The sequence below is a fragment of the Rhodococcus koreensis genome (genome assembly GCF_017068375.1).
GTDB lineage: Bacteria > Actinomycetota > Actinomycetes > Mycobacteriales > Mycobacteriaceae > Rhodococcus_F > Rhodococcus_F koreensis.
On record NZ_CP070609.1, the window covers coordinates 4,320,565 to 4,335,239 of the forward strand.

The 14,675-nt window shown below is 67.5% G+C and carries 13 protein-coding genes; 8 read left to right on the forward strand and 5 right to left on the reverse strand.

The window, feature by feature from the left end; translation table 11 throughout:
* Positions 1–44: 44 nt before the first annotated feature.
* The 3 genes from murJ to JWS14_RS19720 all read left to right on the forward strand — a co-directional run bounded on the left by murJ (position 45) and on the right by JWS14_RS19720 (position 5,425).
* On the forward strand, positions 45–3,956 hold the full coding sequence (gene murJ / locus JWS14_RS19710; protein WP_206016118.1) for a murein biosynthesis integral membrane protein MurJ: 3,912 nt from the start codon (positions 45–47) through the stop codon (positions 3,954–3,956).
* Between the two features lie 47 nt (positions 3,957–4,003).
* Positions 4,004–4,585 (forward strand): RNA polymerase sigma factor SigM, encoded by a 582-nt coding sequence (sigM, locus tag JWS14_RS19715; RefSeq protein ID WP_005263510.1) that lies wholly within the window; start codon positions 4,004–4,006, stop codon positions 4,583–4,585.
* Between the two features lie 90 nt (positions 4,586–4,675).
* Positions 4,676–5,425: a hypothetical protein gene (locus JWS14_RS19720; RefSeq protein ID WP_072942716.1), complete on the forward strand. Its 750-nt coding sequence runs from the start codon at positions 4,676–4,678 to the stop codon at positions 5,423–5,425.
* A gap of 3 nt (positions 5,426–5,428) precedes the next feature.
* Here the strand turns inward: JWS14_RS19720 and JWS14_RS19725 are convergent, their stop codons facing one another.
* Complete coding sequence (locus JWS14_RS19725; protein WP_206014147.1) at positions 5,429–5,998, reverse strand: TetR/AcrR family transcriptional regulator; 570 nt, start codon at positions 5,996–5,998, stop codon at positions 5,429–5,431.
* Between the two features lie 89 nt (positions 5,999–6,087).
* On the opposite strand from JWS14_RS19725, the gene JWS14_RS51770 reads away from it, so the two are divergent.
* The 5 genes from JWS14_RS51770 (at position 6,088) to JWS14_RS19750 (ending at position 10,568) form a co-directional block, all read left to right on the forward strand.
* Entirely contained in the window at positions 6,088–6,522 is a 435-nt protein-coding gene (locus JWS14_RS51770) for an NAD-dependent epimerase/dehydratase family protein (RefSeq protein ID WP_420855119.1), read from the forward strand.
* 29 nt (positions 6,523–6,551) lie between these two features.
* Complete coding sequence (gene nox, locus JWS14_RS19735; RefSeq protein WP_206014148.1) at positions 6,552–7,739, forward strand: 4,4'-dithiodibutanoate disulfide reductase; 1,188 nt, start codon at positions 6,552–6,554, stop codon at positions 7,737–7,739.
* 111 nt (positions 7,740–7,850) lie between these two features.
* Complete coding sequence (trxB, locus tag JWS14_RS19740) at positions 7,851–8,834, forward strand: thioredoxin-disulfide reductase (protein ID WP_206014149.1); 984 nt, start codon at positions 7,851–7,853, stop codon at positions 8,832–8,834.
* 47 nt (positions 8,835–8,881) lie between these two features.
* Positions 8,882–9,205, forward strand: a complete 324-nt coding sequence (gene trxA / locus JWS14_RS19745) for a thioredoxin (protein ID WP_005249122.1) — start codon at positions 8,882–8,884, stop codon at positions 9,203–9,205.
* 163 nt (positions 9,206–9,368) lie between these two features.
* Positions 9,369–10,568, forward strand: coding sequence for an N-acetylmuramoyl-L-alanine amidase (locus tag JWS14_RS19750; RefSeq protein WP_072942726.1), 1,200 nt, complete (start codon positions 9,369–9,371; stop codon positions 10,566–10,568).
* 15 nt (positions 10,569–10,583) lie between these two features.
* Here JWS14_RS19750 and JWS14_RS19755 read toward each other — a convergent pair whose 3' ends face one another.
* The 4 genes from JWS14_RS19755 to rsmG form a co-directional block, all read right to left on the reverse strand.
* The gene (locus JWS14_RS19755; protein ID WP_206014150.1) at positions 10,584–11,282 is read right to left on the reverse strand and encodes a GNAT family N-acetyltransferase; all 699 of its coding nucleotides are present in this window, start codon (positions 11,280–11,282) and stop codon (positions 10,584–10,586) included.
* A 157-nt stretch (positions 11,283–11,439) separates the two neighbouring features.
* Positions 11,440–12,531 carry a ParB/RepB/Spo0J family partition protein gene (locus tag JWS14_RS19760; protein ID WP_072942730.1) on the reverse strand — a complete coding sequence of 364 codons (1,092 nt, stop codon included), beginning with the start codon at positions 12,529–12,531 and terminating at the stop codon, positions 11,440–11,442.
* Positions 12,528–13,541, reverse strand: a complete 1,014-nt coding sequence (locus JWS14_RS19765) for a ParA family protein (protein ID WP_206014151.1) — start codon at positions 13,539–13,541, stop codon at positions 12,528–12,530. Before JWS14_RS19765 ends, JWS14_RS19760 begins: the two co-directional genes overlap by 4 nt.
* Before the next feature lie 69 nt (positions 13,542–13,610).
* Entirely contained in the window at positions 13,611–14,294 is a 684-nt protein-coding gene (rsmG, locus tag JWS14_RS19770) for a 16S rRNA (guanine(527)-N(7))-methyltransferase RsmG (RefSeq protein ID WP_012690670.1), read from the reverse strand.
* Positions 14,295–14,675 lie beyond the last annotated feature (381 nt).

Consider the following 14,675-nt stretch of genomic DNA (forward strand, 5'->3'; position numbering starts at 1 on the left):
GGGACCACTGGGCTCGGGAGATCCGGCCGGACGAGGCGCCGACGGTGCAGTTCGCGGCCATCCGGGTCGACCCTCCGCCACCACCTCCGGTCCAGGACTCGGGGCCGTCGACGGCGCCGCAGAAACAGAGCAACTCCCGCCTGCTGGCGTCGACCGGGTCGATCGCGGTGGCGACGCTCGTCAGCCGCATCACCGGTTTCGCCAAGCAGCTTCTCGTCCTGACACTGCTGGGCGGGTCGGTGGCCAGCTCGTTCACCGTCGCCAGCCAGATCCCGAACATGATCTCCGAGCTGGTGCTGGGCGCGGTGCTCACCGCCATCGTGGTGCCCGTCCTGGTGCGCGCCGAGCGGGAGGACCCGGACCAGGGTGCCGCGTTCGTGCGCCGCCTGTTCACCGCCACCTGTGTGCTGCTCGGAACGGCGGCGCTGCTGGCGACCGCCGCGGCGCCCGTGCTCACCACCCACGTCTTCCTGTCGGCCGACGGCAAGGTGAACACGTCCCTCACCACAGCCCTGTCCTATCTGCTGCTGCCCGCGATCCTGTTCTACGGACTGTCGGCACTGCTCACGGCGATTCTCAACACCCGGCAGGTGTTCAAACCCGGTGCCTGGGCCCCCGTGCTGAACAACGTCGTGATGCTCACCGTGCTGGTGATCTACTACGCCACGCCGGGAGAGATCACCCTCGACCCTGTCCGGATGAGCGACCCGAAACTGCTGGTCCTCGGCGTCGGCGTCACGCTCGGTGTCGTGGTGCAGGCGATGAGTCTGGTGCCGGCGATCCGGCGCGAGGGCATCTCGCTGAAACCGCTGTGGGGCCTCGACGACCGGCTCAAGCAGTTCGGCGGCATGGCCGTCGCCATCATCCTGTACGTGCTGATCAGCCAGGCGGGCATGATCGTCGCCACCCGCATCTCGTCCCACGCGGACGCGTCGGGTCCCGCGATCTACAACAACGCGTGGCTACTGCTGCAGCTGCCGTACGGCGTGCTCGGCGTGACGGTGCTGACGGCGATCATGCCGCGACTCAGCCGCAACGCCGCCGCCGACGACACCCCCGCCGTGGTCGACGACCTGTCCGTCGCCACCCGGCTGACGATGATCTCCCTGATCCCGATCATCACGTTCCTCACGTTCGCCGGACCGGAGATCGGTCAGGCGCTGTACGGGTACGGCAACTTCGGGTCCGGTGACGCCGAACGTCTCGGCGAGGCCGTCAGCTGGTCCGCGTTCACGCTCATCCCGTACTCGCTCGTGCTGATCCAGCTCCGCGTGTTCTACGCCCGCGAACAGGCGTGGACTCCCACGTGGATCGTCCTCGGCATCACCGCGGTGAAGATCGCGCTGTCCGCGCTCACCCCGATGATCGCCTCGAGCGACGACCAGGTGGTGATCCTGCTCGGCGTGGCCAACGGCCTCGGCTACATCACCGGTGCCCTCGTCGGCGGGTACCTGCTGCACCGCAGTCTCGGCAATCTCCAGATGGCGAACGTCGGCAAGACCGTGTGGGTGGTGGTCCTCGCATCCCTCGCGGGCGCCCTCGCCATGCTCGGCGCCGACCGGCTGCTGCAACTCGACCGGCTCACCGAACTGTTCGGCGGACCGGGTTCCATGGTCCGCGTCGCCATCAGCGGCATGCTGATGCTCGTCGTCACGTTCGCGATCCTCTGGTTCGCGAAGATCCCCGAAATCGTGTCCATCACCGTCGCCGTCACCCGTAAGGTCCGCGCCCTGCGCGGTCGCGGCGCCGCACCGGAACCGGAGGTCGACCCGCTCGCAGACGCCGAAACAGAACTGATTCCCGTGGTCCGCGCCACACCGCGCGACGCCGGAGGACAGCCGCGTGGTATCGAACGACCCGGTGGACTCCCGTACCCTGGACACGAGCGGGTCGGATCGCCGCCCGGCACTGGTCGGAGTTGGGCATTCGAAAATGAAGGAGTGAGGGTGAGCGACGACGACGTGGCCGGCAGCAAGAGAGCCGGAGGTTCTACGGTGCAAGCGTCCGAACGCGATTCGGCCGCCGCACCCAACGGCGTCGACGCCCCGACGACCCGGATCTTGTCCGAGTCGGCCTCCACCGACTCCGCGAAGTCCGACAAGAAGGCCGGCGCCGACGCACCGCAGAAGAAAGACGCGGACACCTCGCAAAAGAAGGCCGCCGACGCGTCCGCGGCCTCTGCCGGCACTCCGAAACCTGCGCAGAGCAACGAGACCGGGGCGAACGCCGAGAAGAAGGCGGCGCCGAAGACTCCCAGCGAAAACTCCGGCGAGTCGCCCGCCGACGAACGTCGAGACACACGTCACATGGGCTCCGCACCCGCACGGGATCTCAGCTACGACACCGGCGTGATTCCGATCACACCCGCGCCCGGTCGTGACCCCGGAGCGGGCCCGCGTCGTACTCCCCGTGGCCCCAAGCTCATTCCCGGCGCCTCCGTCGCCGGTGGTCGATACCGCCTGCTGACCCCGCACGGCGGTTCGCGGGGACTGCAGTTCTGGCAGGCACTGGACGTCAAGCTCGACCGCGAGGTGGCGCTGACGTTCGTCGACTCCGAGCAGCGCTCCACCTCGGCCGGTCCCGAAGGCCCGCAAGCAATTCTGTCGCGCACCCTGCGACTGGGCCGGATCAATTCGCCCGGTCTCGCCCGTGTCCTCGACGTGGTCCGGGGAAGCTCCGGCGGCATCGTCGTCGCCGAGTGGACTCCGGGCCGGTCGCTACGGGAGATGGCCGACACCAAGCCGTCTCCGATCGGCGCCGCCAGCGCCATCCGCGCGCTCGCCGCGGCCGCCGAGACCGCGCACCGGGCCGGCGGGGCACTGTCCATCGACCATCCCGACCGCGTCCGGATCAGCATCAACGGCGATGCCGTGCTGGCGTTCCCGGCCACGCTCGCCGACTCCGACTCGAGTTCCGACGTGCGCGGGCTGGGCGCCATGCTCTACGCGCTCATCACCGCCCGCTGGCCGCTCGGCGACCCGTCCGCTCCCGCGGGTGAGCCGTCGGGTTCGAACCGCCCGGGCAGCGTCGGCGGCATGCGACTGGCCGACCGCGACTCCAGCGGGCAGCCCATCGGTCCGCGGGTGATCCGGCCGGAGGTCCCGTTCGAGATCTCCGCGGTGGCCCTGCGCTCGCTCGAGCCGAACGGTGGAATCCGCACGGCGGCCACCGTGCAGCACATCCTCGATCAGGCGGCCGTCGTCAACGACAAGACCGAGTTCATCCCCGTGCTGCGGCTCGGGCAGCGGGGCCCCAGCCCGTCCGGTCACGCTCTCGCCGACCCGGAAGCGCTGGAGGCAGAGAAGAAGAAGTCCAACCGGATGATCGCCGCGCTCGTCGGCCTGGCGGTCGTCACGATCATCGTGCTGGCGCTGCTGGGATTCTGGCTCGCCACGTTCCTCACGGGCAGCAGTTCCGACGCGCCGCTCACCGAACAGGACTTCGGACTCACCACCTCGGCCGAGGCCCCACCGAACCCGGAGTCGCCCGCCGCCGCGCCCGCCCCGGCGGCGAACGTCGCTCCGATCACCCCCTCGGGCGCGACGGTGTTCTCGCCGCAGGGCACACCCGACTCCGCCGCCAACGCCCGGCTGGCCATCGACGGCAACACGTCCACCGTGTGGAGCACCGACTCGTACTTTCAGCCGTTCCCTTCGCTGAAGAACGGTGTGGGCCTGATGGTCACGCTGGACGAGCCGGCGACCCTGTCGAGTGTGTGGATCAACTCGCCGACCCCGGGCACCAACGTCGAGATCCGCAGCGCCCCGTCCGAGAATCCGACGCTCGACCAGACGCAGGTGCTCGGTTCGAAGGTCCTCGGCAACGGCGTCACCGAGATCCCGGTCAAGTCGGAGGGACCCACCAAGAACGTCCTGGTGTGGATCACCGGCCTGAGCAATTCCCGCGGCACGAACCAATCGTCCATCGCCGACATCGGTTTCAACGCCTCCACGTAGTCGGCACCCGGTGCTCGCGGGCCGGCGAACTGAGCTAACATCCGCCGGTGCGAATCTTCCGGGGGGATTCCGAGGGTGAGCCCTCGGACGTCGACCTGTTGGCTGCGCACGTCGCCGGCGATCGGCACGCCTTCGAAACCCTGCTCGGACGGCACTACGACCACCTGTGGCACGTCGCCAAACGCACCAGCTACACCACCGAGGACGCGGCGGACGCCCTGCAGGAGGCGCTGCTGTCGGCCCATCGCAACGCGGGCTCGTTCCGCCGGGACGCCGCGGTCCGGAGCTGGCTGCACACGATCGTCGTCAACGCCTGCCTCGACCGCATCCGCCGGAACAAGGCCCGCCCGGCGGTGTCCCTGTCCGCCGACGAGGACGACGAACCGCGCGACACCCGCGATTACGTCTCCGAGGTGGAGCTCAGCCTGGTGGTCGAGCGCGCGTTGGCGCAGCTCCCGCCGGATCAGCGGACCGCGATCGTGGCCGTGGACCTCGAGGGCCGGTCGACCAGCGAGGCCGCGGCTCTCCTCGGGGTTCCGGAGGGCACCGTGAAGAGCCGCTGCGCCCGCGGCCGGAAGAAGCTGGCCGCTTCTCTCGAATATTTTCGGGTGGAGGGGAACCGATCATGACTCCGCAGCGTCAAAACCTAATAGGAGCGGGGAAGTGTCCTGACGTCCCGGACCATGTCCCGGACCACGATGATTCGGTGAGGAGGTGCCATGGCCGACCGTGAATCCGAGCCGTCCGATGCCGCACTGCCCGAACCTCCCTATTCCGAGGACCTACTCGCGGATCTGCATGCCGGGGTGCTGCCGGAGTCGGTCGGCGATCGTCTGTGGCCGCTCGTCCGCAGCGACCCGCAGGCGATGGCCGTCATCGACGCCCTCGACCGGGTCACCGATCAGCTCGGTGCGCTCGGCCGCGATCACTCCGTCTCGACCCCGATTCCCGCCGACATCGCCGACCGCATCAACCGCGCGCTCGCCGCGGAACGCGACACCCCCGCCGAGGCCACCGTCGTGCCGATCGCCCGGCGCCGGAAGTGGGCTGCCGCGGCCGCGGGAACGTTCGCGGCGGCAGCAGCGGTCGTGGTGGCCGTTGCGGTCGTCGTACCGGACGGCCGGGAATCCGAGCCGCCGCCCGTTGCCCTGCCCAGTTCCGAGACCTCGCAGGCACCGGAGGTTCTCGACCTGGGCTCCGATCTCGATTCCGGACGCCTCCTCACCGTGATCGGTTCGCGGCAGCTCGGACCGCTCGAGGATCCTGATCAGCTGGCAGAATGCCTGCGCGCCAACGGTATCGATCCGGCCCGTGCGCTTCTCGGTTCCGGTGAGGTCCGCCTCGACGGCGTGCCCGGGGTATTGCTCCTGGTGGCCGCGCCGCGCCCGCCGCAGATCACCGCCCTGGTGGTGGGCCGCGAGTGCGGCGCAGGCGACCCGGCCACGATCGCCGTCACCGACATCGGTTGACCCTCAGTCCCGTTCGGGTTCCGAATGGGCGACCGGCATGAGCAACTCGAGGATCTTCGCCCGCAATGCGGGAGTGTCGTCCTCCACGGCGATCATGCTCGTGAACAGGGCCGCGCCGGCGGCGAGCACCAGCACGGCGGTCGCGGTGCTCGACTCCCCGGAATCCGCGCTTCCGAACAGTTGAGTACTCGGCCCGCTGAATCCCCGCCAGAGCGCGGTCCGGAGATCGTCGTGGTCCCGTATCGCGGCCAGCAGTCCCGGCGTGGCCGCCCGCACCTCGGGTCGTGAGAACAGTTCGGCGCTGCCGGTCACCACCCAGCGGATCCAGCCTTCGCGATCGGTGCCCTCGAACGGCGTCAGGTCGGGTGTCGCGCCGAGGATGGCGTCGAGAACCAGGTGCGCCTTCGACGGCCACCGCCTGGTGATGGACGCCCTGCTCACCCCGGACCGCGTCGCGATGGCTCGCATGCTCAGTTGTTCCCAGCCCGACTCCACGAGCATCGCGCGGGTGACCGCGAGGACGTCGGTGTCGATCCGCGGGTCGCGGGGGCGGCCGGTTCCGGTTGCATTCATTGGTTCGAATTGTGGGACAGAAGTGCCGTCCGCGCTATATCGTACCCATTACGGGTCCAGTGGCACCGTAATTCGATGGGGGCGGATACATGAAGACCGCGGTCACCGGCCACCGAAACTCCCGACGCCCTGCTCGCGGCGGCCGCCGTGAGGCCGCGCGGATCGAACCGGTGGTCGGCGACATCCGCGACGCCGAGACGGTGGCGCGCCTCCTCGACGGCTGCGACGCCCTCCTCCACGCCGCGGGCGTAGTGGGCACCGACGACCGCCGCGAACAGTTGATGTGGGAGATCAACACGCAGGCCACCGCCGCGATCCTCACCCGCGCGGCCTTCCTCGGACTCGATCCGATCGTCCACGTCGCGAGTTTCAGCGCCCGACTCACACACCTCAGCCCCGGGCTCGGTTACGAGGCGGCCTGGCTCCTCACCTCGGCCACCCCCACCGACGACTCGAGAACCCGCGACGAACTCGGGCTCACCTGGCGACCGGCCCGCGCGGCGCTGGCCGCGACCTTCGCCTGAGCACCCAGCACCCCAGAAGGCAGACCACCATGACCGTTCCACCACCCCAGCCCGATATCTGGGAGCCGGCCCGCCTGGGCCCCCTGACGCTGCGCAACCGCATCGTGAAGGCGGCCACGTTCGAGGGCGTCATGCCACGCGGCCGCGTCACCGACCGGCTCGTCGACTTCCACGCCGAGGTCGCCCGCGGCGGCGCCGCACTGACGACCGTCGCGTACTGCGCCGTCTCACCCGGCGGACGCGTCCACGCAAACACCCTGGTGCTCGACCGCGCCCGCGTCCCCGACCTGCGCCGGCTCACCGACGCCGTCCACGCCGAGGGGGCATTGGCCGCGGCCCAGATCGGTCATGCCGGTCTGGTCGCGAACACGCTGTCCAACCGCACCGGGACGCTCGCGCCGTCCACTCGGCTCAGCCCGCCGGCGATGGGTCTCGTGCGAGGTGCCACCCGGGACGAACTCGAGGAGGTCACCCACGACTTCGAGAGCACGGCACGCAACGCCGTCGACGCCGGATTCGACGCGATCGAGGTCCACCTCGGCCACAACTATCTGCTCAGCTCGTTCATGAGCCCCAATCTCAACCGGCGCACGGACAAGTACGGGGGCAGCCTGGAGCGACGGGCGGCGTTCCCGCGCCGGGTGCTCGAGCGGGTGCGCCACGCCGTCGGCGACTCGGTGGCCGTCACCGCCAAATTCAACATGACGGACGGTGTTCCGAAAGGGCTGTGGCTCGACGACAGTCTCCGCATCGCCCAGCTCCTCGAGGCCGACGGGCACCTCGACGCGATGCAGCTCACCGGCGGCAGCTCGCTGCTCAACGGGATGTACTTCTTCCGTGGCGAAGTCCCGATGGCGGAATTCGTTGCCTCACAGCCGAAGCTGGTGGGCTGGGGACTGAAGGTGTACGGGCCGCGCATCTTTCCGACCTACCCATTCGAGGAGGCCTTCTTCCTGCCGATGGCCCGGCAGTTCCGCGACGCCCTGTCGATGCCGCTCATCCTCCTCGGCGGAATCAACCGGCTCGACACCATCGAGAACGCGCTCGGCGAAGGATTCGAGTTCGTCGCGATGGCCCGCGCACTGCTCCGCGACCCGGACCTCGTGAACAAGTTCCGCGACCGGCACGTCGCCGAGGGACTGTGCATCCACTGCAACAAGTGCATGCCCACGATCTACACGGGGACGCGCTGCGTCATCCGGGAGACTCTGCGCTGATCACGTGGCCTGCCGGGGGAGCGACCGGTATCACCTGCAGTCCGGGAACAACACCCTTTAGTCTTGTGTTGATCCATACGACTGAGCACCCCTCACTACTGGAAGGCCCGCATGACCACTCCATCGACGGTTCATGAACTCATCATCGTTGGTTCGGGACCTGCCGGATACACCGCTGCCGTCTACGCGGCGCGCGCGGAACTCGAGCCGCTGCTGTTCGAGGGGACCCAGTTCGGTGGCGCCCTCATGACCACCACCGACGTCGAGAACTTCCCCGGATTCCGCGAGGGAATCATGGGACCCGACCTGATGGACCAGATGCGCGAGCAGGCCAAGCGCTTCGGTACCGACATCCGCACCGAGGACGTCGAGGAACTCGACCTCACCGGCCCGATCAAGAAGGTCGTCGTGAACGGCGAGACCTACCAGGCTCACGCGGTCGTGCTGGCGATGGGTGCCGCAGCCCGCTACCTGGGGATTCCCGGTGAAGAGAAGTTGCTCGGCCGCGGCGTCAGCGCCTGTGCCACGTGCGACGGATTCTTCTTCAAGGATCAGGACATCGTCGTGGTCGGCGGCGGCGACTCCGCCATGGAGGAGGCCACCTTCCTCACCCGCTTCGCCCGCAGCGTCACCGTGGTGCACCGCCGTGAGGAGTTCCGCGCGTCCCGCATCATGCTCGAGCGCGCCAAGGCGAACGCGAAGATCCGGTTCGTGACCAACGCGGCGCCCGTCGAGGTGCTGGGGGAGAACAGCGTCACCGGCCTCGTGATCCGCGACACCGTCACCGGTGACACGTCCACGCTGGACGTCACCGGCATGTTCGTCGCCATCGGTCACGATCCGCGCAGCGAACTGGTCAAGGGTCAGGTCGACCTCGACGACGCCGGCTACGTGATCGTCGAGAACCCGTCCACCGCCACCTCGGTGGACGGCGTCTTCGCCGCCGGCGACCTCGTCGATCACATCTACCAGCAGGCGATCACCGCTGCCGGTACCGGATGTTCCGCGGCGATGGATGCCGAGCGCTGGCTGGCCGAGCGCGGCGACATCACCGCCAACACCGTCGCCGCCGCCGGCTCACCGGTCGACGCCTGAGCCGGCCACCCACACCCACCTACCCATCTCGAGTAAGGGAAATCCCCGTGTCGAATACCGTCACCATCACCGATGATTCGTTCCAGCAGGACGTCATTTCCAGCGACAAGCCCGTCCTCGTCGACTTCTGGGCCACCTGGTGCGGCCCCTGCAAGATGATCGCCCCCGTCCTGGAGGAGATCGCCGGTGAGCACAGCGACAAGCTGACCATCGCGAAGCTCGACATCGACGCCAACCCGGGCGCTGCCCGCGACTTCCAGGTCATGTCGATCCCCACGCTGATCCTGTTCAAGGACGGCAAGCCGATCAACACGATCGTCGGCACCAAGGGCAAGGCTGCGCTGCTGAAAGAGCTCGCCGACGTTCTCTGATCGACACCCGAACACCCAGCGCGATTCCCGATTTTGTGGGAATCTCTGAGACAATCGATCGATGTGCTCCAGTCGCATCAGCTAGACCGACCGGGCACATCGATCGTTTTGTTTGTACCGAGATTCGTATTTCTCGTTGATTCGGACTGAGAGGCCCTGAAACATGCACCGACTCCGTCACGGCGACCATGGTCCGGCCGTCGCTGAGATTCGGGGCACTCTGGCCGGTCTCGGTTTCCTGCACAACGGTGTCCCCGGCACCCGGCGTGAGAGCGCCAACGGATCCCACTGGATCGCCCCCGACGCCGTGTTCGATCATCACCTGGACAGCGCCGTACGGGCCTTCCAGCAGCAGCGTGGGCTCCTCGTCGACGGAATCGTGGGTCCGGCCACCTACCGGTCCATGAAAGAGGCGTCGTACCGCCTGGGCGCGCGCACGCTGATCTACCAGCTGTCCGCACCGCTCTACGGCGACGACGTCGCCACCCTGCAGACCCGCCTGCAGGACCTCGGCTTCTACGTCGGACGGGTCGACGGCTTCTTCGGCCCGCAGACCCACGACTCCCTGTCCTCGTTCCAGCGGGAGATCGGCATCGCCGCCGACGGCATCTGCGGTCCCGCCACCCTGCGGTCGCTCGAGTTGCTCGGCACCCGCGTCACCGGTGGGTCCCCGCACGCGATGAGCGAAGAGGAAATGGTCCGCAGCTCCGGGCCGCAGCTGAGCGGCAAGCGGATCGTCATCGATCCGGGCCTCGGCGGCAACACCTACGGAACCATCGTCCGTTCCCCGTACGGCACGATCTCGGAGTCCGATATCCTGTGGGACCTCGCCAGCCGACTCGAAGGTCGCATGGCCGCCACCGGGATGGAGACGTTCCTGTCCCGCCCGCACCACGAGAACCCCACAGACATCGAACGCGCATCCACGTCGAACGCCTTCGATGCCGACCTGATGATCTCGCTGCGCTGCGACGGAAACACCAGCCCCTCCGCGAACGGTGTCGCCAGCTTCCACTTCGGGAACTCGCACGGTTCGACGTCGATGATCGGTCAGGTTCTCACCGGATTCATCCAGCGGGAGATCGTGGCACGCACGCCGCTGCAGGACTGCCGCACCCACGGCCGCACCTGGGATCTGCTGCGCCTGACGAACATGCCGACCGTGCAGATCGACCTCGGGTACCTCACCAACGACTTGGACGCCGCGGTGCTCTCCAACCCGCGGGCGCGCGACGCCATCGCCGAGGCGATCCTCATCTCCGTGAAGCGCCTGTACCTGCTCGGTCAGGACGATCAGCCGACCGGAACGTTCACGTTCGCGGAGTTGCTCGCCGAAGAGCTGTCTTCCTCCGAACGTTCCTGATCTCCCGCCGAGCGCTCAGTGCGCTCCGACGGGCGTGCGTTCTCCGATGTCGACCATGCTCACCGAGGCGGTGTGGATGAGACGCTCCAGCGCGGCCTCCACGTCTTCCTTCCATCCGTGATCCCGGTTCAGTTCGAGCCGCAGTCGCGGGAACCGGTGGTGGGGCGCGACGATCTCGAAACCGTTGTCCTCGAGGAAGGTCGCCGGAATCATGCACTCCTCGGGGGAGCATTCGCGAGCCGCGGTCGCCGAGGCCAGTCCCATTGTGTCGATCGGCCCGGTTCCCTCCGTGTTGCGGATCCCGAACGCCTCGAGGGCACGAACACCGCGGCGCACCAGATCGGCCACGACGGCCTGGATCAACCTGGTCCCCAGGTTCTGTTCTTCGCCGGCGGGCTCGAGCCGGAGACTCGTGAGGAGGACGGCGTCGGCGCCGACCGGAGCGGTCGGGAGTAACTGCGCGCGGGGCACGGTCCGCGGGGGAGCGTAGAGGGCGCTGCCGACCGGCTTCCCGTCCATGACGGCAACCTGCCCGCACGATCCCCATTCGAGCATGACCATCGACAGCCAGGCTTCCTTCTCGAATTCCTGGTCGCAGAATCCGCGCGAACTGTGGATCGCCGCCGGATCCATCTCCCAGAAGACACAGCGACGGGCATGGGCGGAGAGTTTGTCCAAGCCGTCGAGAGTGAGCGATGTGACGTGAGTCGACACTGGCTAGCTCAGCCTCCAAATGTCACTACCGCAGATCATTCGACATCCTCTGGTATTCAATGTGTTTCGCCCCCGATAGTTCTGCTGGAATCGGTCCGCCGGCGGCCGCTGTCACAGTGACGGATCATCCGCGGGTCCTTCTACCTCTCTCAGGCGCTCACGAATCGGCCTTCTGTGCCTCCATCATCCCAACGATCCTCTGAAGATCGTCCACCGAACCGAACTCGACCACAATCTTGCCCTTGCGCTTACCGAGGCTGACCGTGACCCTCGTGTCGAACGAATCGGACAACCGTTCGGCGACGTCCTGCAGGCCCGGCATCTGGATCGGCTTGCGTCGCTGGACGGGCTGCGCCTGGTCGTCGCTGCGGTTGGCGAGCGTCACCGCCTCTTCCGTCGCGCGAACCGACATGCCCTCCGCGACGATGCGGGCCGCCATCACTTCCTGCGCATCGGCACCCGCCTCCAGGGACAGGAGGGCCCGAGCGTGACCGGCGGACAGCACACCCGCCGCGACGCGTCGTTGCACGGGAATCGGCAACTTCAGCAGTCGGATCATGTTCGTCACGACGGGACGGGAGCGGCCGATCTTCGCCGCCAGTTCCTCGTGGGTCACCTCGAACTCTTCGAGCAACTGCTGGTACGCCGCAGCCTCTTCGAGAGGGTTCAGCTGGACGCGGTGGATGTTCTCCAGCAGCGCGTCGCGGAGCATGGCGTCGTCGCCGGTCTCACGGACGATGGCCGGGATCGTCTCCAGCTCGGCTTCCTGGCTGGCACGCCACCGACGCTCGCCCATGACGAGTTGGAACTTGCCGTCCTCGAGCGGGCGCACCACGATCGGCTGCATCAGACCGAACTCGCGGATCGAATGAACGAGTTCCGCGAGAGCGTCGTCATCGAACACCTGACGCGGCTGCTTCGGGTTCCGCTCGATCAGGTCGGGAGCGATTTCCCGGTACACCGCACCGGTGGGGGAGGGGAGGGGTTGGGCACCGTTGCCGGATGCGCCGTCGGCGCCCTTGCTAGCTCCCTTGCGCCTTCCGTTGTTTCCCGTGGACGCGGGAGCAGATTTCTCGTCGGTCGCAGAGTCCGACGAGTTCGGTGCGGGCGCGGTCAGCACGTTGCGCCGGTCCGTCCCGATCACGACGTCGGCGGCGGCGTTGCCCAACCCCGGTCCGGTCGTGGTCGGCCCGGTAGGAATGAGCGCAGCCAGTCCACGGCCAAGTCCACCCTTACGCGTCTGACTCATCGCTGCTCCTGCTTCGTGATGTGCGCGGTGCGTGCTGCGAGTTCACGTCCCGCATCGAGGTAACTCATGGCCCCCCGTGAACCGGGGTCATAGTCGAGCACAGTCATCCCGTACCCGGGAGCTTCGGACACCTTGACGCTGCGCGGAATGACAGCGCGGAGGACGGCGTCCCCGAAGTGGGTACGAACCTCCTCGGCCACCTGGTCCGCCAACTTGGTGCGGCCGTCGTACATCGTGAGGAGAACCGTCGACACGTGCAGGTCGGGGTTGAGATGCGCCTGCACCAGTTCGATATTCCGCAGCAGCTGTCCCACACCCTCGAGTGCGTAGTACTCGCACTGGATCGGGATCAGTACCTCCTTGGCGGCGACCATCGCGTTCACCGTGAGCAGTCCGAGCGACGGCGGGCAGTCGATCAGGATGAAATCGGCATCCACCTCGCCGAGCGCCTTCTCGGACAGCGCACCCTTCAGCCGTCCCTCGCGAGCGACCATGGAGACCAGTTCGATCTCGGCGCCGGCGAGGTCGATCGTGGCCGGAATGCAGAACAGCCGGTCGTTGTGCGGACTCTTCTGGATCGCCTCCGCGGCCGTCACCTCACCGAGCAGAAGCTCGTAACTGGACGGCACACCGGAGTGGTGGGCCACCCCCAACGCGGTGCTGGCGTTGCCCTGCGGGTCGAGGTCGATCACCAGAACAGTCAGCCCCTGAACCGCGAGAGCGGATGCGAGGTTGACGGCACTCGTTGTCTTGCCGACGCCGCCCTTCTGGTTGGCGATGGTGAGGATCCGCCGTTCGGGTGGTTTCGGCAGGCCCACCGAGTGCGGGTGCAGCACCTGGCTCGCGCGGTGCGCGGCGGCACCGATCGGAGTCTCCTCGACGGAGATTCCGTTGTAGGGGGCAGTGAATCCGTCGTCTCCGTTCCCGGAGCTAGGCGCCTGGTCGGATTGATGGTCGGTTTCACGTGAAACGGTTTCACGTGAAACGGCGGATTCAGGCCCACCCGACATTGACTACTCCTTCGATTGGGAATCGCTCGTTACTCGACATACTCACTCCCTGGTCCAGTGTGCTCATCGTCATCGACGCTGACGGCGTTTCGGTAAACGTTCTGCCCGAACGACAACGGTGGGGACAGGAAGCAGGCCCACTCCGCATTCCACGATATCCAGCTTGCCAGCACCCAACCGAGTCAAGGAAGCGCGATCACGGGAAATCTCTTCGGCGGCGCTCGAACCTTTCAATGCGAGCATTCTCCCATGCTCATGAATCAGCGGCAGCGACCACTTGGCCAACTTCTCCAACGGGGCCACCGCGCGGGAAGTGACGACATCCGCGCCACCGGCTTCCTTCACCACCCCGGACTCCTCGGCGCGACCCCGGACGACGAGCACGTCCAGACCGTTCGACTCCACGAACTCCGCGAGGTACACCGACCGTCGCAGCAACGGCTCGACCAACGTGATCCGGAGATCGGGCCGGGCGATCGCGAGGGGGATACCGGGCAAACCGGCACCGCTTCCCACGTCGACGACCGACTCGCCCTCAGCGATCAGCTCGCCGACGACGGCACAGTTGAGGAGGTGACGTTCCCAGAGTCGCGGAACCTCTCGCGGTCCGATCAACCCCCGCTCGACACCGTCGGTCGCCAACGATTTGTAATAGCGCTCCGCAATATCGAATCGTTCACCGAACACCTGGCGTGCCGCCGCTTGTTCGTCCCATTCGGCCGGCTCTCCAGCATTCGGTTCCACGTGAAACATCCTCCCGCGAATAACGCGAAATCAACAAACACAGCCTCTCCATTATCCGCCCTCGCCCGCGAGTATGTCCCTCAACTCGAACGCGCAACGCCGGACAGTGTCGAGCCGCACCCCTTCCGGTGGGGGAGGGGAGGGGTTGGGCATTCCAACGGCGACGCGACGTATCGCGCCGCGGGCGGGGTTGTCTCGTCACGACGTGACGTCTCGATACGGGACGGATGAGTCTAGCCGCGGGAGCCATGACACTCGGTGCGCATCCTCCCAACGGCGCGCTGCCTTCGGCCGTTGATGGCGCCACACCGCATCGGGGTCGCCCGCGGGATGTTTCACGTGGAACCGCAGCGGCGAGCGCGGTGTCGCGGCAAGGTCACGTCGCCGCGC